The following is a 17,892-nucleotide window of genomic DNA, read 5'->3' as shown; positions in this document are numbered from 1 at the left end:
GACATACAGAGCACAAGGACTCTCCATGACTCTCAATAAAACCGATCGCATCGTTATTACGCTGGGCACCCAGATTGTGGGCGGTAAATACGTTCCCGGTTCGCCGCTCCCCGCAGAGGCTGAACTGTGCGAGGAGTTTGAAACCTCGCGCAACATCATCCGGGAAGTGTTCCGCTCGCTGATGGCGAAGCGGCTGATTGAAATGAAGCGCTATCGCGGCGCGTTTGTTGCTCCGCGCAACCAGTGGAACTACCTCGATACCGACGTGCTGCAGTGGGTGCTGGAAAACGACTACGACCCGCGGCTTATCGGCGCGATGAGTGAAGTTCGAAACCTGGTGGAGCCGGCAATTGCGCGCTGGGCGGCGGAACGCGCGACCTCCGGTGATTTGGCCCAGATTGAATCGGCTTTAAACGACATGATCGCCAATAACCAGAACCGGGAGGCGTTCAACGAGGCGGACATTCGCTACCACGAAGCGGTGCTGCAGTCGGTGCATAACCCGGTTTTACAGCAGCTTAGCGTGGCGATCAGCTCGCTACAGCGAGCGGTATTTGAACGTACCTGGATGGGTGATGAAGCCAACATGCCAAAAACGCTCCAGGAACATAAAGCGCTGTTCGATGCGATACGGCATCAGGACGGCGATGCGGCAGAGCAGGCGGCGCTTACCATGATTGCCAGCTCGACACGAAGGCTGAAGGAAATCACATGACATCTCGCTACATCGCAATTGACTGGGGATCGACCAATCTGCGCGCCTGGCTTTATCAGGGCGAGGAGTGCCTGGAGAGCAGGCAATCAGAAGCAGGCGTGACGCGCCTGAACGGTAAATCCCCCGAGGCGGTGTTAGCAGAGATCACACAAAACTGGCGCGACAGCGCCACGCCGGTGGTAATGGCGGGAATGGTGGGCAGTAACGTAGGCTGGAAAATTGCACCTTATCTGTCGGTTCCCGTCCATTTCTCCGCTATTGGCGAGCAGTTGACGTCCGTTGGTGACAATATCTGGATTATTCCCGGTTTGAGCGTCTCTCGCGACGATAACCACAACGTGATGCGCGGCGAAGAGACGCAGCTGCTTGGCGCGCGCGCTCTCTCTCCTTCTTCTGTCTACGTCATGCCCGGCACGCACTGTAAGTGGGTCCAGGCTGACGCTGAGCAAATCCACGATTTTCGCACCGTAATGACCGGCGAGCTGCACCATTTGCTGCTCAACCATTCGCTGGTCGGGGCCGGTTTACCTGAGCAGGAATCCTCGTTAGAGGCGTTTGCCGCCGGGCTTGAACGTGGGATCGCCTCCCCTGATGTGTTGCCGCAGCTTTTTGAGGTTCGCGCCTCGCACGTGCTGGGACTTCTCCCGCGCGAGCAGGTCAGCGAGTTTCTCTCCGGCCTGCTGATTGGCGCAGAGGTCGCCAGCATGCGTGAGTTCATCGCGCACGAGCAGGCCATTACGATTGTCGCAGGCGCATCGCTAACGTCGCGCTACGAACAGGCATTTCGCGCCGTTGGGCGTGATGTTTCGACGGTATCCGGCGACACGGCATTTCAGGCAGGAATAAGGAGCATCGCTCATGCAGTGGCAAACTGATCTTCCCCTTATCGCGATTTTGCGCGGCATCACGCCCGATGAGGCGTTAGACCACGTCGGCGCGGTTATCGACGCCGGATTCGACGCGGTAGAAATCCCGCTCAACTCGCCCGACTGGGAAAAAAGCATTCCGGCCGTAGTGAAGGTTTTCGGCGATAAGGCGCTGATTGGCGCAGGCACCGTGTTACAGCCTGAGCAGGTCGATCGGCTGGCAAAGATGGGCTGCAGGCTTATCGTCACGCCCAATATTCAGCCTGAGGTGATCCGCCGCGCGGTAGGTTACGGCATGACGGTCTGCCCGGGCTGCGCCACCGCCACGGAAGCCTTTACTGCCCTTGATGCGGGCGCGCAGTCGCTCAAAATTTTCCCGTCATCGGCTTTTGGACCGGACTACATCAAGGCGTTGAAAGCGGTATTGCCCGCCAGCGTACCGGTCTTTGCCGTGGGCGGCGTAACGCCAGAAAACCTGGGCCAGTGGATGAGCGCTGGCTGTGTGGGCGCAGGGTTGGGTAGCGATCTTTATCGTGCCGGCCAGTCCGTGGAACGTACCGCACAGCAGGCGGCAGCATTTGTGAAAGCGTATCGAGAGGCAGTGAAATGAAAATAACCAAACTCACCACGTACCGTTTACCCCCGCGCTGGATGTTCCTGAAAATCGAAACCGATGAAGGGGTTGTAGGCTGGGGCGAACCGGTGATTGAAGGGCGCGCGCGCACCGTTGAAGCGGCAGTACACGAGCTGGGCGAATACCTGATTGGTCAGGATCCGGCGCGCATTAACGACCTGTGGCAGGTGATGTACCGCGCGGGCTTCTACCGCGGAGGTCCGATCATGATGAGCGCCATCGCCGGTATCGACCAGGCGCTGTGGGATATCAAAGGTAAAGTGCTTAACGCACCGGTCTGGCAGCTTATGGGCGGCCTGGTGCGCGACAAAATCAAAGCCTACAGCTGGGTAGGCGGCGACCGTCCTGCGGAAGTGATCGACGGCATCACGCAGTTGCGCAATATCGGCTTTGACACCTTCAAGCTCAACGGCTGCGAAGAGATGGGCGTTATCGACAATTCGCGTGCGGTAGACCGGGCGGTCAATACCGTGGCGCAAATTCGTGAAGCCTTCGGCAACGAGATCGAGTTTGGTCTGGATTTCCACGGCCGCGTCAGCGCGCCAATGGCAAAAGTGCTGATCAAAGAGCTGGAGCCGTATCGTCCGCTGTTTATCGAAGAGCCGGTGCTGGCCGAGCAGGCCGAGTACTATCCGAAACTGGCTGAACAGACCCACCTTCCTATCGCGGCGGGTGAACGTATGTTCTCGCGCTTCGAGTTTAAACGCGTACTTGAAGCGGGCGGCATAGCGATCCTGCAGCCGGACCTTTCTCATGCGGGCGGCATCACCGAATGCTACAAAATTGCCGGGATGGCAGAAGCTTATGATGTGGCGCTGGCACCGCACTGCCCGCTCGGCCCAATCGCTCTGGCGGCCTGCCTGCACGTCGACTTCGTCTCCCGCAATGCGGTGTTCCAGGAACAGAGCATGGGGATTCACTATAACAAGGGCGCGGAACTGCTCGATTTTGTGAAAAATAAAGAAGACTTCTGCATGGAAGGCGGTTTCTTTAAACCGCTTACGAAGCCGGGCCTTGGCGTGGAAATTGACGAAGCTAAAGTCATTGAGCTGAGTAAGAATGCGCCGGACTGGCGAAACCCGCTGTGGCGTCATGAGGACGGCAGCGTAGCGGAATGGTAATCGCCATGCCGTAGACCCGGTAAGCCTCCGGGCAAAAATCATACATACAAAAATATAACCCTCTGTAAATTACAGGGCATGGTGAGCGGCTTCGCTATGCCCAAAATCTGGAGACAGATTGCGATGGATATTCCAGTTACCGCTACAAAAATCGGGCGTCGCCGCTACCTGACGCTGATGATGATCTTTATTACCGTGGTCATTTGCTATGTCGACCGCGCCAACCTTGCCGTGGCATCGGCCCATATTCAGGAAGAGTTTGGCATCACTAAAGCGGAAATGGGCTACGTCTTCTCGGCGTTTGCCTGGTTGTATACCTTATGCCAGATCCCCGGCGGCTGGTTTCTTGACCGCGTGGGTTCACGTCTGACCTACTTTATCGCCATATTAGGCTGGTCCGTGGCGACCCTATTCCAGGGCTTCGCCACCGGGCTGATGTCGCTGATTGGCCTGCGTGCCATCACCGGGGTTTTCGAAGCGCCCGCGTTTCCGACCAACAACCGTATGGTGACCAGCTGGTTCCCGGAACACGAGCGCGCGTCCGCCGTTGGTTTTTACACCTCTGGCCAGTTTGTCGGCCTGGCGTTCCTGACGCCGCTGCTGATCTGGATCCAGGAGCTGCTGAGCTGGCACTGGGTGTTCATCGTCACCGGCGGGATTGGCATTATCTGGTCGCTAATCTGGTTCAAGGTCTACCAGCCGCCGCGTCTGACCAAAAGTATCACCAGGGCCGAGCTGGACTACATCCGCGACGGTGGCGGTCTGGTGGATGGTGATGCGCCGGTGAAAAAAGAGGCGCGCCAGCCGCTGACCAAAGCGGACTGGAAGCTGGTCTTCCACCGTAAGCTGGTGGGCGTTTATCTGGGTCAGTTCGCGGTTACTTCTACGCTGTGGTTCTTCCTCACCTGGTTCCCGAACTACCTGACCCAGGAAAAGGGGATCGCGGCGCTAAAGGCGGGCTTTATGACTACCGTGCCGTTCCTCGCCGCATTTTTCGGCGTGCTGCTCTCCGGCTGGCTGGCCGATAAGCTGGTGAAAAAAGGGTACTCGCTGGGCGTGGCGCGTAAAACGCCGATTATCTGCGGCTTACTGATCTCAACCTGCATTATGGGTGCCAACTACACCAACGATCCGGTGTGGATTATGGCCCTGATGGCGGTGGCGTTCTTTGGTAACGGTTTCGCCTCTATCACCTGGTCGCTGGTGTCGTCCCTTGCGCCGATGCGGCTGATTGGCCTGACCGGCGGTGTGTTCAACTTTGTCGGCGGACTGGGCGGGATCACCGTACCGCTGGTTATCGGCTACCTGGCGCAGGACTACGGCTTCGGCCCGGCGCTGGTCTACATCTCTGCCGTGGCGCTGATCGGGGCACTCTCCTACATCCTGCTGGTGGGCGATGTGAAACGAGTAGGCTAATCCCTGCGGATGTTTTACCCTGATGCACTCACCGTGCATCAGGGTATCCTCATGAAACAAATTACCTTCGCCTCCCGCAACCACCAGCTGACCAACATCAATACCTGGACGCCGGACAGCCAGTGGCTGGTCTACGACGTGCGCCCGTCAGGCGCGTCATTTACCGGCGAAACCATTGAGCAGGTCAACGTCGTTACGGGTGAGGTGGAGGTGGTCTATCGCGCCACTGACGGCGCGCATGTCGGCGTGGTGACCGTTCATCCGGCACAGGACAAATACGTCTTTATCCACGGTCCGAAAAACCCGGATGCTGGCTGGCACTACGATTTTCATCATCGTCAGGGTGTGATTGTGCATCACGGTCAGGTGAGCAACCTGGACGCGATGGATATCACCGCGCCTTATACCGCAGGCGCGCTGCGCGGCGGCAGCCACGTGCACGTCTTTAGCCCGAACGGGCTGCTCGTCAGCTTTACCTATAACGACCATGTTTTACATGAGCGCGATCCGAAGCTCGATTTACGCAACGTCGGCGTGGCGGCACCGTTTGGCCCGGTGAACCCGCAGGGGAATCATCCACGTGAATATTCAGGCAATTTCTGGAGCGTGCTGGTCAGCCGCACGACGCCCAACCCGCAGCCGGGCAGCGATGAAATCAACCGCGCCTACGAAGAGGGCTGGGTGGGCAACAACAGGCTGGCATTTATCGGCGATACCCTCTCCGCGCAGGGCGAAAAAGTGCCTGAACTGTTTATTGTTAACCTGCCAGAAGACGAGCAGGGCTGGAAACGAGCGGGCGATGAGCCGCTGCAGGGCACCCCAGACACCCTGCCAGCGCCGCCTGCCGGGGTGAAGCAGCGTCGTCTGACCTTTACCCACCAGAGGGCCTACCCGGGTCTGGTGAACGTGCCGCGTCACTGGGTGCGCAGTAACCCCCAGGGGACGCAAATCGCGTTTCTGATGCGGGATGATAACGGCATTGTGCAGCTGTGGCTGATCTCTCCTGAGGGCGGCGAGCCGCGCCAGCTGACGCGCACCGGGAGCGGTATTCAGTCTGCGTTTAACTGGCACCCTTCCGGGAACATGCTGGGATTTGTGCTTGAAAACCGAATCGCCTGCTGTGACGCGAAGACTGGAGAAGTGACGTTTTTGACGTCCGATCACGGCAATCCGCCGTCTGCTGATGCGGTCGTGTTTTCCCCGGACGGGCGCTTTATTGCGTGGATGCAAGAGACGGGCGGTTTCCGTCAGCTTTGGGTAACGGAAACCGCGAAGGACTAGCGCGGCGGCATCTCGGCGGGCGGGATAACGGCGTTTGTCGCCAGATTTTCCTGCTCGCTTTTCTCTACCCGTGAGCGCACGGAATCGTCCTTACGGAATACATCCCACGGCAGCAGAAGCGTATCCGCCACTGCTGTAAAGGGCATATCCAGGATAACCAGGGATTTGGTGCCCCAGTTCGTATCGTCATCGGAGATCATCGCCGCGCTGGCGCGCGTCCCCGGATATGTTCCTTCTTTACCGCCGGTGTGAGACATCACGCTCGAACACCCGCAAAGTAAAACCAGCCCGCTGAACGTCGTCAGCTTTATCAGAACATTTTTCATCATCACTCAGTCATCGTTAATGGCACTGCATAGACCTGCAACTCAGGGTTATAGCGAGCCTTATCCGAAATGAATAGCCCGATAACCCCGCACTGTGGCAGCCATCGCAATTTAACCCTTTGTGCTGTTGTCCCAGAGTCTATGCGACAACCAGCAAAGTGCAAAAAAATCTCGCCTAAATAGTCTTGAAAAGCTCGGTTCCAGACCCATTTTAAGAATGTGACCCGATAACGAACACGCCTGATGGGTGTCCGGGGGCACAAAGGCCTGTCCATGGTGGAAGGCTACAATTTCTCGCTGATTTCAGGAGTATTATCTATGCGTAACTTCGATCTTTCTCCGCTATACCGTTCTGCAATTGGTTTTGACCGCCTGTTTAACCATTTAGAAAATAACCAAAGCCAGAGCAACGGCTACCCTCCATACAATGTTGAGCTGGTTGACGAAAACCACTACCGCATCGCCATTGCCGTCGCCGGTTTTGCAGAAAACGAGCTGGAAATCACCGCGCAGGACAACCTGCTGGTGGTGAAAGGTTCCCATACGGCCGAGCAGAAAGAACGTACCTACCTTTACCAGGGCATCGCCGAGCGCAACTTTGAACGCAAGTTCCAGTTAGCCGAGAACATTCACGTTAAAGGCGCGAACCTGGTTAACGGCCTGCTGTTTATCGAACTGGAACGCGTGATTCCGGAAGAGAAAAAACCGCGCCGTATCGAAATTAACTAATTACGCGGGTCGCGCGAGCGGCCCACCCAGACTTGCTTGCCGTAACGGGAGCATATGCGAATCCATGAGGATTTGCAGGAACAACTGTGCACAAAATTAAACTGTGCCGAACTCGCTTCTCAGAAGGAGATTTAGTATGCGTAACTACGATTTATCCCCCCTGCTGCGTCAGTGGATTGGTTTTGACAAACTGGCTAATGCCCTGCAAAGCACCACCGAGCAACAGACATTTCCGCCGTACAACATCGAAAAAAGCGACGATAACCACTATCGCATCACCCTTGCGCTGGCCGGGTTCCGCCAGGAAGATCTGGATATCCAGCTCGAAGGCGCGCGCCTGACCGTGAAGGGTACGCCGGAAAAACAAGAGACCGAAACCCGGTGGCTGCATCAGGGTCTGGTTAATCAGCCGTTTAGCCTGAGCTTTACCCTGGCAGACCATATGGAAGTGTCCGGTGCGACGTTTACCAACGGGCTGCTGCATATCGATCTTATCCGTAACGTGCCGGAAGCCATCGCGCCGCAGCGTATCGCCATTAGCGAGCGGCCGGCGTTGAACAGCTAATCCGCTTTACTCACAGACTGCACAAAGCCCTGCTCCGGCAGGGCTTTTTTGTGCGCCATCGCCCATACAACCGCATCCGGCTCTGAGAAAATCCTTGTTATAACTAAGGTTATGCCAAGGATGTGGATCATGAGTGATATCGCGTTAACCGTCAGCGTGTTAGCCCTGGCCGCCGTAGTCGGCCTGTGGATAGGCAATATCAAAATCCGTGGCGTCGGGTTTGGGATTGGCGGGGTGCTGTTTGGCGGCATTTTTGTCGGGCATTTTGCTGACAAGCTCGGGCTGGTTCTCAGCGCCGATATGCTCCACTTTATTCAGGAGTTCGGCCTGATCCTCTTCGTCTACACCATCGGGATTCAGGTAGGGCCGGGCTTTTTCGCTTCCCTGCGCGTCTCCGGGCTACGGCTCAATCTGTTTGCCCTCGGCATTGTGGTGATGGGCGGGCTGGTCACCGCGATCCTGCACAAAATCTTTGCTATCCCGCTGCCCGTGGTGCTGGGCATTTTCTCCGGGGCGGTCACCAACACGCCGGCGCTCGGAGCCGGGCAGCAAATCCTTCGCGATTTGGGCATTGAACCCGGCATTGTTGACCAGATGGGGATGAGCTACGCCATGGCCTATCCGTTTGGGATTTGCGGCATTCTGCTCTCCATGTGGCTGGTCCGCGTCCTGTTTCGCGTTAACGTCGACAAAGAGGCGAAGGATCACGAAACCACGCTCACCAATGGCCACATGCCGATCAAAACCATCAATATTCGCGTCGATAACCCCAACCTGAACAATATGGCGATTCAGGACGTACCGATCCTGAACAGCGCCAATATTATCTGCTCCCGCCTTAAGCGCGACGACGTGCTGATGGTGCCTGCGCCCGGCACGATGATCCAGCAGGGTGACCTGCTGCACCTGGTCGGCCAGCCGGGGGATTTGAACAACGCGCGGCTGGTGATTGGTCAGGAAGTGGATACCTCGCTTTCAACCCGCGGCACCGATATGCGCGTGGAGCGTGTTGTGGTGACCAACGAGCACGTTCTTGGCAAGAAAATACGCGATCTGCAGGTAAAAGAGCGCTACGACGTGGTCATCTCCCGCCTCAACCGTGCGGGCGTCGAACTGGTTGCCAGCCCGGAGGCCAGCCTGCAGTTCGGGGATATCCTCAACTTGGTCGGACGCCCGTCGTCCATCGATGCCGTGGCGGATATGGTGGGCAACGCCCAGCAAAAACTGCAGCAGGTGCAGATGCTGCCGGTGTTTATCGGCATCGGGCTTGGCGTGCTGCTCGGCTCTATTCCGCTGTACGTGCCGGGCTTCCCGGTGGCGCTCAAGCTCGGCCTGGCGGGCGGGCCGCTGATTATGGCGCTGATCCTCGGGCGTATCGGCTGTATCGGGAAGCTCTACTGGTTTATGCCGCCGAGCGCTAACCTGGCGCTGCGCGAGCTGGGCATCGTGCTATTCCTGGCGGTTGTCGGGCTGAAGTCCGGCGGGGATTTTGTCGATACCCTGGTCAAGGGCGAAGGGATGAGCTGGGTCGGCTACGGCATCTTTATCACGGCGATCCCGCTGCTGACGGTGGCAATCCTGGCGCGGATGTTCGCCAAAATGAACTACCTGACGCTGTGTGGCATGCTGGCGGGCTCCATGACCGACCCGCCAGCGCTCGCTTTTGCCAACAACCTGCACGCCACCAGCGGCGCGGCCGCGCTCTCCTATGCCACCGTCTATCCGCTGGTGATGTTCCTGCGCATCATCACCCCGCAGCTACTGGCGGTGCTGTTCTGGGGGATGGGCTAACAGCTCTTCCGGGTGGATGCGCCGCAGATGGTAGTCCACCTGGTAATCGCTGGTATTTCGGAACATCACGGAATAATTGAGGAACTCGCCGCTGTCGCTGTAGGAGAGAGAGGTAATTCGCAGCAGCGGCGTCTGTTCCGGCAGATTCATATAACCGGCCAGCTGTTTATCTGCCAGCACCGGCGTCAGGCTCTCGTAGTTGCCGCTGATGGTGATCCCGCACTCCTTCTCAATGTAATCAAACTTAGACCCCTCAAGATGCGCCAGTGACAGGTTGCGGAACAGCTTCACCGGCATAAAGCTGTCCTCCAGCATCAGCGGCTTTCCGTCCACGTAGCGCACCCGCCGTGAAAAGTAGATCCGCTCATCCACCTGGATCCGCAGCTGGCTGGCGATGGCGGGCGGGGCGGGCATCACTTCGAACTGCAGCACCTTGCTCTGCACCTCTTTTCCCTGCTGACGCAGTACCTCCACCAGCCCGGTCAGGTTAGTGGTTTCGTGGTGAACGTCTTTGCGCGAGACAAACGTTCCGCTGCCGTGCCGGCGCTCAACCAGCCCCCAGCTCACCAGCAGATCCAGCGCCTTGCGGATGGTCATGCGCGCCACGCCAAACTCCTGCGCCAGCGCTTTTTCACCAGGCAGCGGGCTGCCGATGTTGTAGTCCGATGAATTCAGCCGCAGCCGCAACCTGTCAGCAATTGATTTGTAGATCACCAGTAGACCTCTCTGCCCTTATCAGGGCGTGGAATGCGTCCTGACATGTCCATATTTAACTCAAAAAGTAGACCTGACTGGTCAAAATAAAACCATGAATGCGATCACGAATCGCAGCGGCACGCCATGTTCGCGCATCAGTAAGTTCTTATGCTCACCTCAGGCCAGCAAAAAACCATAAAGGCCTCTACCCCTACAGGTTGTTACGTGAGGATTTAAAAATGCTCAGTCAAATACAACGTTTTGGCGGTGCCATGTTTACCCCGGTGTTGCTGTTTCCGTTTGCCGGGATCGTGGTGGGAATCGCCATCATGCTTCGCAACCCGCTGTTTGTCGGCGAAGCCTTAACCGCCCCCGATCATCTTTTCGCGCAGATCGTTCACATCATTGAAGAGGGCGGCTGGGCGGTGTTTCGCAATATGCCGCTGATTTTTGCCGTCGGCCTGCCGATTGGGCTGGCGAAGCAGGCCCAGGGCCGCGCCTGCCTGGCGGTGCTGATTAGCTTCCTGACCTGGAACTACTTCATTAACGCGATGGGGATGACCTGGGGCCACTTCTTTGGCGTCGACTTCTCCGCCGAACCAACGGCGGGAAGCGGGCTGGCGATGATTGCCGGGATCAAAACACTCGATACCAGCATCATCGGTGCCATCGTGATCTCAGGCATCGTCACCGCCATCCACAACCGCTATTTCGACAAGCCGCTGCCGGTCTTTCTGGGGATTTTCCAGGGCAGTTCGTTTGTCGTTATCCTCGCGTTCTTCGTGATGATCCCCTGTGCCTGGCTGACGCTGCTGGGCTGGCCGAAAGTGCAGATGGGCATCGAATCCCTGCAGGCGTTCCTGCGCTCTGCCGGTGCGCTGGGCGTGTGGGTGTATACCTTCCTGGAACGCATTCTGATCCCAACTGGCCTGCATCACTTCGTCTACGGTCCGTTCATCTTCGGCCCGGCGGCGGTGGAGGGCGGTATTCAGGTCTACTGGGCGCAGCATCTGCAGGAATTCAGCCAGAGCACCCTGCCGCTGAAGACCCTCTTCCCGGAAGGTGGCTTCGCGCTGCACGGCAACTCAAAAGTGTTTGGCTCGGTCGGGATTGCCTTCGCTATCTGGTACACCGCGTCGCCAGAAAATCGCGTCAAGGTGGCGGGCCTGCTGGTTCCGGCCACGCTCACCGCCGTGCTGGTGGGCATTACCGAACCGCTTGAGTTCACCTTCCTGTTTATCTCGCCGCTGCTGTTCGCCGTGCATGCGGTGCTGGCGGCGACCATGGCGACAGTGATGTACGCCTTCGGCGTCGTGGGGAATATGGGCGGCGGCCTGCTGGACCAGTTCCTGCCGCAAAACTGGATCCCGATGTTCCATAACCACGCCTCGACGGTGTTCACCCAGATCGGCATTGGCGTCTGCTTCACCGGCATCTACTTCGTGATCTTCAAAACGCTGATTGAGCGTCTGAACCTGAAAACGCCGGGCCGGGAAGAGAGCGAAATCAAACTCTACAGCAAGGCCGACTATAAGGCGGCGCGCGGGCAAACCACCGCCCCGGCGGCGGCCAGCCAGCAGGTTGGGCAAGCCGCCGGATTCCTGCAGGCGCTCGGCGGTGCGGCCAACATCGAAAGCATCAATAACTGCGCCACCCGCCTGCGTATCGCGCTGGTGGATATGGCGAAAACCCAAAGCGACGACGTCTTCAAAGCCCTGGGCGCACACGGCGTAGTGCGACGCGGCAACGGCATTCAGGTGATTGTCGGCCTGCACGTTCCTCAGGTGCGCGACCAGCTGGAATCGCTGATGAAAACTCCTTTAACAAATGAACAAACCACCCTGACAGAGGCTATATCATGAAAAAATTCTCAGTTGTCATTGCAGGCGGCGGCAGCACCTTTACGCCTGGTATCGTCCTGATGCTGTTAGCCAACCGTGACCGTTTTCCGCTGCGCGCCCTGAAGTTCTATGACAACGACGGCGCGCGTCAGGAGACCATCGCCGAAGCGTGCAGAATCATCCTTAAGGAGCAGGCCCCGGAGATTGAATTCAGCTACACCACCGATCCAAAAGCGGCGTTTACCGATGTCGATTTCGTGATGGCGCACATCCGCGTGGGCAAATACCCGATGCGCGAAAAAGATGAAAAAATCCCGCTGCGCCACGGCGTGCTGGGCCAGGAAACCTGCGGACCGGGCGGTATCTCTTACGGCATGCGCTCTATCGGCGGCGTGCTGGAGCTGGTGGATTATATGGAGCAGTACTCCCCGAACGCGTGGATGCTGAACTACTCCAACCCGGCGGCGATTGTCGCAGAAGCCACGCGCCGCCTGCGTCCGAACGCTAAAATCCTCAACATCTGCGATATGCCGATCGGCATTGAAGGGCGCATGGCGCAGATTGTCGGCCTGAAAGACCGCAAAGAGATGCGCGTGCGCTACTACGGCCTGAACCACTTCGGCTGGTGGACGTCGATTGAAGACCTGAACGGCAACGATCTGATGCCGAAGCTGCGCGAATACGTGGCGAAAAACGGCTATGTTCCGCCTTCGGAAGATGCACATACCGAAGCGAGCTGGAACGATACCTTTGCCAAAGCTAAAGACGTGCAGGCGCTGGATCCGGACACCATGCCGAACACCTACCTGAAGTATTACCTGTTCCCGGACTACGTGGTCGCGCATTCCAACCCGGAACGGACCCGCGCCAATGAAGTTATGGATCACCGTGAGAAGCATGTGTTCAGTTCCTGTCGGGCGATTATCGAAGCCGGCAACTCCGCCGCCGGTGAGCTGGAAATCGACGAACATGCGTCGTACATCGTCGATCTGGCGACTGCGATTGCCTTTAACACCCAGGAGCGGATGCTGCTGATAGTGCCAAACAACGGTGCCATCCATAACTTTGACGCCGACGCGATGGTGGAGATCCCGTGCCTGGTGGGCCATAACGGACCGGAGCCGCTTACGGTGGGCGATATTCCGCACTTCCAGAAAGGGCTGATGAGCCAGCAGGTGGCGGTGGAAAAACTGGTGGTGGATGCCTGGGAGCAGCGCTCGTACCAGAAGCTCTGGCAGGCCATTACCCTGTCGAAAACCGTGCCGAGCGCCTCCGTCGCGAAAGCGATTCTGGATGACCTGATCGAGGCCAACAAAGAGTACTGGCCAGAGCTGCATTAATCGTCCTGACCGGCATCGCCCGATGCCGGTCTCCTTGTCCTTGTCGATTTACGCTATGCTGAAGCCTGCCCGTAGCACGACAAGGAATCTCCATGAAAATTTCCCGCCTCGGCGAAGCGCCGGACTACCGCTTCTCTCTGGCTAATGAACGCACTTTTTTAGCGTGGATCCGCACCGCACTGGGCTTTCTGGCCGCAGGTGTCGGCCTTGACCAGCTCGCCCCCGATTTTGCCACGCCGCTGATTCGTGAAGTGCTGGCGCTGCTGCTGTGCCTGTTCGCGGGCGTGCTGGCGATTTACGGCTACCTGCGATGGCTGCGCAATGAGAAGGCGATGCGCCTGAAGCAGGATCTGCCCTATACGCGCGGGTTACTCATCATCAGCGTAATTCTGCTGGCGGTGGCGGGCGTGGTGATGGGGCTGGTGTTCTATGGCGGATAGTCGCAAAGCGCGACGCGAAGCGGACCCTGGCCTGCAGCCGGAGCGGACGTCGTTGGCCTGGCTGCGCACGCTGCTGGGGTATGGCGCGCTGATTGCCCTGGCGATTAAGCACAACTGGCACCGAACCGGGGTGCCATTCTGGATCTCTATTATTGTGCTGGCGCTGGTGGCCATTATTTTATGGCGCTATACCCGCAGCCGTAACCTGATGGACGTGGCGCAGAACGATTTTGTACAGCCGAAAGCGGTGCGGGATAAATTCCTGATTGCGCTGGCTGTTCTCTCGCTATCGCTGCTGTTTGCGGTGACCCATATTCAGCAAATTTTGAGCCTGTAAACCGAGTGGCGGCTTAATTACTTCCCTTTAGCCAGATACTTGGCCATCTCGTCTTCCGGCACCATGCCGCCGCCGGTTGCCCACACCAGGTGGGTAACGCTGGCGTCTGAAGGCACGCGCACCGGCCCGGCCATCCCCGCCAGCGCTGAAGGCTCAAGGCGGATCCCTTCCTCCTGCGCCAGCCAGCTGAGCATGTCGTACATGCTCCGATCGGAAAGCGTATAGAACCCGTCGAGCAGGCGCTCCATCGCGCGGCCCACAAAGCCGGACGCGCGCCCAACCGCCAGACCGTCCGCCGCCGTCACGTTATCAATGCCCAGATCCTGCACTGCAATCGCATCATGCAGGCCGGTGTAAACGCCCAGCAGCATGCACGGCGAGTGCGTTGGCTCCGCGAAGAAGCAGTGCACGTTATCACCAAAGGCCAGCTTCAGGCCAAACGCCACGCCGCCAGGCCCGCCGCCTACGCCGCACGGCAGATAGACGTACAGGGGATGATCCGCATCCACCACGCGGCCCTGAGCGGCAAACTGTGCCTTCAGGCGCTCGCCCGCCACCGCATATCCCAGGAACAGGGTGCGGGAATTCTCATCGTCAATGAAGAAGCAGTTCGGATCGCTTTCCGCCGCTTTGCGTCCCTGCTCCACCGCCACGCCGTAATCCTGCTCATATTCCACGACGATGACGCCGTGGCTGCGCAGTTTGGCTTTCTTCCACTCGCGGGCGTCGGCGGACATATGGACCGTCACCTTAAAGCCGATGCGGGCGCTCATTATGCCAATGGATAACCCCAGGTTGCCGGTGGAGCCCACGGCAATGCTGTACTGGCTGAAGAAGGCCTTAAAGCGCGGCTCCAGCAGAATGCTGTAGTCGTCTTCAACGCTCAGCAACCCGGCGTCCAGCGCCAGTTTTTCCGCGTGGGTCAGCACTTCATAGATGCCGCCGCGCGCTTTAATCGAGCCGGAAATCGGCAGGTGGCTGTCTTTTTTCAGCAGCAGCGTGCCGGGAATGGATTTGCCAGATTCTCTCTCCAGCCGCGCCTGCATTGCCGGAATGGCGACCAGTTCAGATTCAATAATCCCACCCGTTGCCGCCGTCTCCGGGAAGGCTTTCGCCAGATACGGCGCGAAGCGGTTGAGGCGCGCATGGGCATCGTCCACGTCGGCTTTGGTCAGCCCGACATAGGGCAGCCCTTCTTCAAGCGTGGTGGTGTTCGGGTTAAGCCAGGTGGTTTCTTTCAGGGCAATCAGATCCTCAACCAGAGGAAACTGTGCGGTTAAAGTGGTGATAGTTGCGTTTTCCATAATATGTCTCTTCGCGCTCAGATAATGAAAGAAAGCAGGAATGTGCCGCCAAGTGCAAGCACCGAGGCGATAAACGTCGCCGTCGTATAGTATTTGAAGGTCTCATTCAGGGTCGCGCCGCAGTATTGCTTCACCAGCCAGAAGAGAGAATCGGTCACGATCGTGCAGCCAATGGCGCCGGAACCGATGGCAATGGTGATGATCTCCGGGCTGACGTTCGGGTAGAGCGGCAGCATCGGCGCGACGATGGCCGTGGCGCCCATCATCGCGACCGTGGCGGAGCCTACGGCGGCATGCAGCACCAGCGCCACCAGCCAGGCGAGCAGGATAGGGTGCATGTGCAGGTTCGAGAGAATTTGCGCCAGCGAGTCCGCCAGTCCGCTGGTTTTCAGGATGGCGTTGAACGCGCCGCCCGCGCCGATAATCAGCAAAATGTTGGCGATAGAGCCAAAGCCGTGCTCGGTGTGCGTCAGCATCGCGCCCATGCCCATGTGCTGGCGGATGCCCAGCAGGTAGTAGGCGACAAACACGGCGATAAACATGGCGGTGATCGGGTTGCCGATAAACTCCAGCAGCGTATACAGCGTGCCGTCTTTTGCCATATTCAGTTCAGCGATGGTCTTCACCAGCATCAGGGCAATCGGCAGCAGCACCGTAAACAGCGTGGCGCCCAGCGACGGCAGGGTATGCTCCTCCCGCACCTTCAGGTCTGAAAATTCCGCCGGAACCGGTTTAAACGGCAGACGATTGCCGAGCAGCTTCAGGAACAGCGGGCCGCCGACCAGAGAGGCCATCAGGCCGACCATCAAACCGTAGACAATGACCGTTCCAACGTCCGCCCCTAATTTATTGGTCACAAACAGCGCGGCCGGATGCGGCGGCACCACGCAGTGCACCGCTATCAGCGCGGTACAGAGCGGAATGGCCAGCTTGAGCAGCGACGTGTGGGTCTTTTTGGCGATGGAAAACGCCAGCGGTATCAGCAGGACCACGCCCACTTCCACGAACAGCGTAATGCCGCAGATCAGGCCCACCAGCACCATAATCACGTCTGCTGACAGCCAGCGGCAGCGCTGCAACGTAATCCCGATGCGCTCTGCCGCGCCGGAAATCTCCATCATCTTGCCGAGAATGGTCCCAAGACCAATCACGGCCGCCAGGAAGCCCAGCGTGCCGCCAATCCCACTCTCAATGGCGTTTACCATATCCAGCGGGCTCATTCCCATCATTGCGCCGACGAAAAAGCTCGCCAGCAGCAGCGCGAGGAACGGGTGAAACTTTAGCTTAACGATGGTTAAAACAATCAACACAATGCTGACCAGCAGCGTTGCCACAACCCAGACCTGAGATCCCATATCTCACCTCACCCTTATGTCATCTGGGGGTATTGGACGAAAAAGCGGCGTGGGCTGACAAACGATATAAATTGGCGTTCAGGTGAGCCAGATTGAATCAACTGAGTGACTGCGCTCTAAAAAACGCACTTAAACCGCATTAGGTTCACATATATTCACCCTTAAACAGTATGCTGAGCGCAGAAACCACGCGTGAGAATTGTGATGACCGATGCAAATGAAGCCAGAAACCGGCTGCTCAACGGCTGGCAGCTGTCGAAAATGTACACCTTTGAAGTGGCGGCTCGACATGAATCCTTCGCGCTGGCGGCGGAGGAGCTGTCGCTCAGCCCCAGCGCGGTGAGCCACCGCATCAACCTGCTCGAAGAAGAGCTCGGTATTCAGCTGTTTGTCCGTTCGCACCGTAAAGTCGAGCTGACGCAGGAGGGAAAGCGCGTTTACTGGACGCTAAAATCGTCCCTCGACACCCTGAATCAGGAGATCCTGGACATCAAAAACCAGGCGCTGTCCGGCACGCTGACGGTCTACTCCCGGCCGTCGATCGCTCAGTGCTGGCTGGTACCCATGCTGGGCGACTTTACCCGCCGCTATCCGTCGATTTCGCTCACCGTCCTGACCGGCAATGATTACATCAATATGCAGCGAACGGGGGTCGATCTGGCGCTCTATTTCGACGATACGCCGCCAAACCATCTGTCTCATCACTTCCTGATGGACGAAGAGATTTTGCCCGTCTGCTCGCCGCAGTATGCCCGCGAGCATGAGCTGTTGAAAAACCCCGATAACCTTAGCCACTGCACGCTGCTGCACGACCGTCAGGCCTGGAGCAATGATTCCGGTACGGATGAGTGGCTGAGCTGGGCGCAGCACTTTGCGGTGAATATGCCGCCATCGTCGGGTATTGGTTTCGATCGTTCCGACTTAGCGATTATTGCGGCCATCAACCACGTCGGCGTCGCGATGGGGAGAAAGCGGCTGGTGCAAAAACGGCTTGAACGGGGCGAACTGATCGCCCCGTTTGGTGACAAGACCCTGAAATGCCATCAGCACTACTATGTTTCGACGCTTTCGGGCCGACAGTGGCCGAAAATAGACGCCTTTATCGGCTGGCTGAGAGAACTGGCAGGTTGAAGAA

At 58.0% G+C, this 17,892-nt stretch carries 18 protein-coding genes and 1 other annotated feature; of the genes, 14 read left to right on the top strand and 4 right to left on the bottom strand.

Features of this window, described 5'->3' with window-relative positions:
* The first annotated feature begins 25 nt into the window (after positions 1-25).
* The 6 genes from dgoR (at position 26) to INF73_RS19935 (ending at position 6,033) form a co-directional block, all read left to right on the top strand.
* Positions 26-715, top strand: coding sequence for a D-galactonate utilization transcriptional regulator DgoR (gene dgoR / locus INF73_RS19960; RefSeq protein WP_003861109.1), 690 nt, complete (start codon positions 26-28; stop codon positions 713-715).
* Entirely contained in the window at positions 712-1,590 is an 879-nt protein-coding gene (locus INF73_RS19955) for a 2-dehydro-3-deoxygalactonokinase (protein ID WP_193541050.1), read from the top strand. The genes dgoR and INF73_RS19955 overlap by 4 nt, the downstream gene beginning before the upstream one ends.
* Positions 1,574-2,191 carry a 2-dehydro-3-deoxy-6-phosphogalactonate aldolase gene (locus INF73_RS19950; RefSeq protein WP_193541052.1) on the top strand — a complete coding sequence of 206 codons (618 nt, stop codon included), beginning with the start codon at positions 1,574-1,576 and terminating at the stop codon, positions 2,189-2,191. The genes INF73_RS19955 and INF73_RS19950 overlap by 17 nt, the downstream gene beginning before the upstream one ends.
* Positions 2,188-3,336, top strand: coding sequence for a galactonate dehydratase (gene dgoD, locus INF73_RS19945; protein WP_193541054.1), 1,149 nt, complete (start codon positions 2,188-2,190; stop codon positions 3,334-3,336). The genes INF73_RS19950 and dgoD overlap by 4 nt, the downstream gene beginning before the upstream one ends.
* Before the next feature lie 78 nt (positions 3,337-3,414).
* On the top strand, positions 3,415-4,752 hold the full coding sequence (locus INF73_RS19940; RefSeq protein WP_080350606.1) for an MFS transporter: 1,338 nt from the start codon (positions 3,415-3,417) through the stop codon (positions 4,750-4,752).
* Between the two features lie 51 nt (positions 4,753-4,803).
* A complete protein-coding gene (locus tag INF73_RS19935) occupies positions 4,804-6,033 on the top strand; it encodes a DUF3748 domain-containing protein (RefSeq protein ID WP_193541056.1) in 1,230 nt (409 codons plus the stop codon).
* Here the strand turns inward: INF73_RS19935 and INF73_RS19930 are convergent.
* Positions 6,030-6,362 carry a YceK/YidQ family lipoprotein gene (locus INF73_RS19930; protein ID WP_048961388.1) on the bottom strand — a complete coding sequence of 111 codons (333 nt, stop codon included), beginning with the start codon at positions 6,360-6,362 and terminating at the stop codon, positions 6,030-6,032. The two genes, INF73_RS19935 and INF73_RS19930, sit on opposite strands and share 4 nt — an antisense overlap.
* Positions 6,363-6,612: 250 nt before the next feature.
* Positions 6,613-6,684: a sequence feature (ROSE (Repression Of Heat Shock gene Expression) occurs in the 5'-region of heat shock genes and acts as an RNA thermometer to modulate expression.), on the top strand.
* On the opposite strand from INF73_RS19930, the gene ibpA reads away from it, so the two are divergent.
* The 3 genes from ibpA (at position 6,678) to INF73_RS19915 (ending at position 9,444) form a co-directional block, all read left to right on the top strand.
* Complete coding sequence (gene ibpA, locus INF73_RS19925; RefSeq protein WP_008500162.1) at positions 6,678-7,088, top strand: small heat shock chaperone IbpA; 411 nt, start codon at positions 6,678-6,680, stop codon at positions 7,086-7,088. It overlaps the preceding feature by 7 nt.
* A 136-nt stretch (positions 7,089-7,224) precedes the next feature.
* Positions 7,225-7,653 carry a small heat shock chaperone IbpB gene (gene ibpB, locus INF73_RS19920; RefSeq protein ID WP_028014943.1) on the top strand — a complete coding sequence of 143 codons (429 nt, stop codon included), beginning with the start codon at positions 7,225-7,227 and terminating at the stop codon, positions 7,651-7,653.
* 129 nt (positions 7,654-7,782) lie between these two features.
* Complete coding sequence (locus INF73_RS19915; RefSeq protein WP_028014944.1) at positions 7,783-9,444, top strand: putative transporter; 1,662 nt, start codon at positions 7,783-7,785, stop codon at positions 9,442-9,444.
* Here the strand turns inward: INF73_RS19915 and INF73_RS19910 are convergent.
* Positions 9,412-10,158, bottom strand: a complete 747-nt coding sequence (locus tag INF73_RS19910; protein WP_028014945.1) for a GntR family transcriptional regulator — start codon at positions 10,156-10,158, stop codon at positions 9,412-9,414. The two genes, INF73_RS19915 and INF73_RS19910, sit on opposite strands and share 33 nt — an antisense overlap.
* Before the next feature lie 221 nt (positions 10,159-10,379).
* On the opposite strand from INF73_RS19910, the gene INF73_RS19905 reads away from it, so the two are divergent.
* The 4 genes from INF73_RS19905 (at position 10,380) to INF73_RS19890 (ending at position 14,098) form a co-directional block, all read left to right on the top strand.
* Entirely contained in the window at positions 10,380-12,002 is a 1,623-nt protein-coding gene (locus INF73_RS19905) for an alpha-glucoside-specific PTS transporter subunit IIBC (protein WP_028014946.1), read from the top strand.
* Complete coding sequence (locus INF73_RS19900) at positions 11,999-13,321, top strand: 6-phospho-alpha-glucosidase (protein WP_045260840.1); 1,323 nt, start codon at positions 11,999-12,001, stop codon at positions 13,319-13,321. Before INF73_RS19905 ends, INF73_RS19900 begins: the two co-directional genes overlap by 4 nt.
* A gap of 92 nt (positions 13,322-13,413) precedes the next feature.
* Positions 13,414-13,761 carry a YidH family protein gene (locus INF73_RS19895; RefSeq protein ID WP_028014948.1) on the top strand — a complete coding sequence of 116 codons (348 nt, stop codon included), beginning with the start codon at positions 13,414-13,416 and terminating at the stop codon, positions 13,759-13,761.
* The gene (locus INF73_RS19890; protein WP_023309822.1) at positions 13,751-14,098 is read left to right on the top strand and encodes a DUF202 domain-containing protein; all 348 of its coding nucleotides are present in this window, start codon (positions 13,751-13,753) and stop codon (positions 14,096-14,098) included. The genes INF73_RS19895 and INF73_RS19890 overlap by 11 nt, the downstream gene beginning before the upstream one ends.
* A 17-nt stretch (positions 14,099-14,115) precedes the next feature.
* Here INF73_RS19890 and dsdA read toward each other — a convergent pair whose 3' ends face one another.
* Together dsdA and dsdX are read right to left on the bottom strand one after the other, a co-directional pair.
* On the bottom strand, positions 14,116-15,402 hold the full coding sequence (gene dsdA, locus INF73_RS19885; RefSeq protein ID WP_193541058.1) for a D-serine ammonia-lyase: 1,287 nt from the start codon (positions 15,400-15,402) through the stop codon (positions 14,116-14,118).
* 17 nt (positions 15,403-15,419) lie between these two features.
* Positions 15,420-16,757, bottom strand: a complete 1,338-nt coding sequence (dsdX, locus tag INF73_RS19880; protein WP_193541060.1) for a D-serine transporter DsdX — start codon at positions 16,755-16,757, stop codon at positions 15,420-15,422.
* A 204-nt stretch (positions 16,758-16,961) separates the two neighbouring features.
* On the opposite strand from dsdX, the gene dsdC reads away from it, so the two are divergent.
* Positions 16,962-17,888: a DNA-binding transcriptional regulator DsdC gene (dsdC, locus tag INF73_RS19875; RefSeq protein ID WP_039024536.1), complete on the top strand. Its 927-nt coding sequence runs from the start codon at positions 16,962-16,964 to the stop codon at positions 17,886-17,888.
* The last annotated feature ends 4 nt before the right edge of the window (positions 17,889-17,892 follow it).

The sequence above is a fragment of the Enterobacter cloacae complex sp. P6RS genome, from assembly GCF_014982245.1.
GTDB lineage: Bacteria > Pseudomonadota > Gammaproteobacteria > Enterobacterales > Enterobacteriaceae > Enterobacter > Enterobacter bugandensis.
Note: the sequence above shows the minus strand (reverse complement) of the source record. Positions and strands in the feature narration are given on the sequence as shown.

Bases quoted from the DNA above. Each gene is read 5' to 3' on its own strand.
- dgoR (WP_003861109.1), top strand. From the start codon at position 26: ATGACTCTCAATAAAACCGATCGCATCGTTATTACGCTGGGCACCCAG.
- INF73_RS19955 (WP_193541050.1), top strand. From the start codon at position 712: ATGACATCTCGCTACATCGCAATTGACTGGGGATCGACCAATCTGCGC.
- INF73_RS19950 (WP_193541052.1), top strand. From the start codon at position 1,574: ATGCAGTGGCAAACTGATCTTCCCCTTATCGCGATTTTGCGCGGCATC.
- dgoD (WP_193541054.1), top strand. From the start codon at position 2,188: ATGAAAATAACCAAACTCACCACGTACCGTTTACCCCCGCGCTGGATG.
- INF73_RS19940 (WP_080350606.1), top strand. From the start codon at position 3,415: ATGGTGAGCGGCTTCGCTATGCCCAAAATCTGGAGACAGATTGCGATG.
- INF73_RS19935 (WP_193541056.1), top strand. From the start codon at position 4,804: ATGAAACAAATTACCTTCGCCTCCCGCAACCACCAGCTGACCAACATC.
- INF73_RS19930 (WP_048961388.1), bottom strand. From the start codon at position 6,362: ATGATGAAAAATGTTCTGATAAAGCTGACGACGTTCAGCGGGCTGGTT.
- ibpA (WP_008500162.1), top strand. From the start codon at position 6,678: ATGCGTAACTTCGATCTTTCTCCGCTATACCGTTCTGCAATTGGTTTT.
- ibpB (WP_028014943.1), top strand. From the start codon at position 7,225: ATGCGTAACTACGATTTATCCCCCCTGCTGCGTCAGTGGATTGGTTTT.
- INF73_RS19915 (WP_028014944.1), top strand. From the start codon at position 7,783: ATGAGTGATATCGCGTTAACCGTCAGCGTGTTAGCCCTGGCCGCCGTA.
- INF73_RS19905 (WP_028014946.1), top strand. From the start codon at position 10,380: ATGCTCAGTCAAATACAACGTTTTGGCGGTGCCATGTTTACCCCGGTG.
- INF73_RS19900 (WP_045260840.1), top strand. From the start codon at position 11,999: ATGAAAAAATTCTCAGTTGTCATTGCAGGCGGCGGCAGCACCTTTACG.
- INF73_RS19895 (WP_028014948.1), top strand. From the start codon at position 13,414: ATGAAAATTTCCCGCCTCGGCGAAGCGCCGGACTACCGCTTCTCTCTG.
- INF73_RS19890 (WP_023309822.1), top strand. From the start codon at position 13,751: ATGGCGGATAGTCGCAAAGCGCGACGCGAAGCGGACCCTGGCCTGCAG.
- dsdA (WP_193541058.1), bottom strand. From the start codon at position 15,402: ATGGAAAACGCAACTATCACCACTTTAACCGCACAGTTTCCTCTGGTT.
- dsdX (WP_193541060.1), bottom strand. From the start codon at position 16,757: ATGGGATCTCAGGTCTGGGTTGTGGCAACGCTGCTGGTCAGCATTGTG.
- dsdC (WP_039024536.1), top strand. From the start codon at position 16,962: ATGACCGATGCAAATGAAGCCAGAAACCGGCTGCTCAACGGCTGGCAG.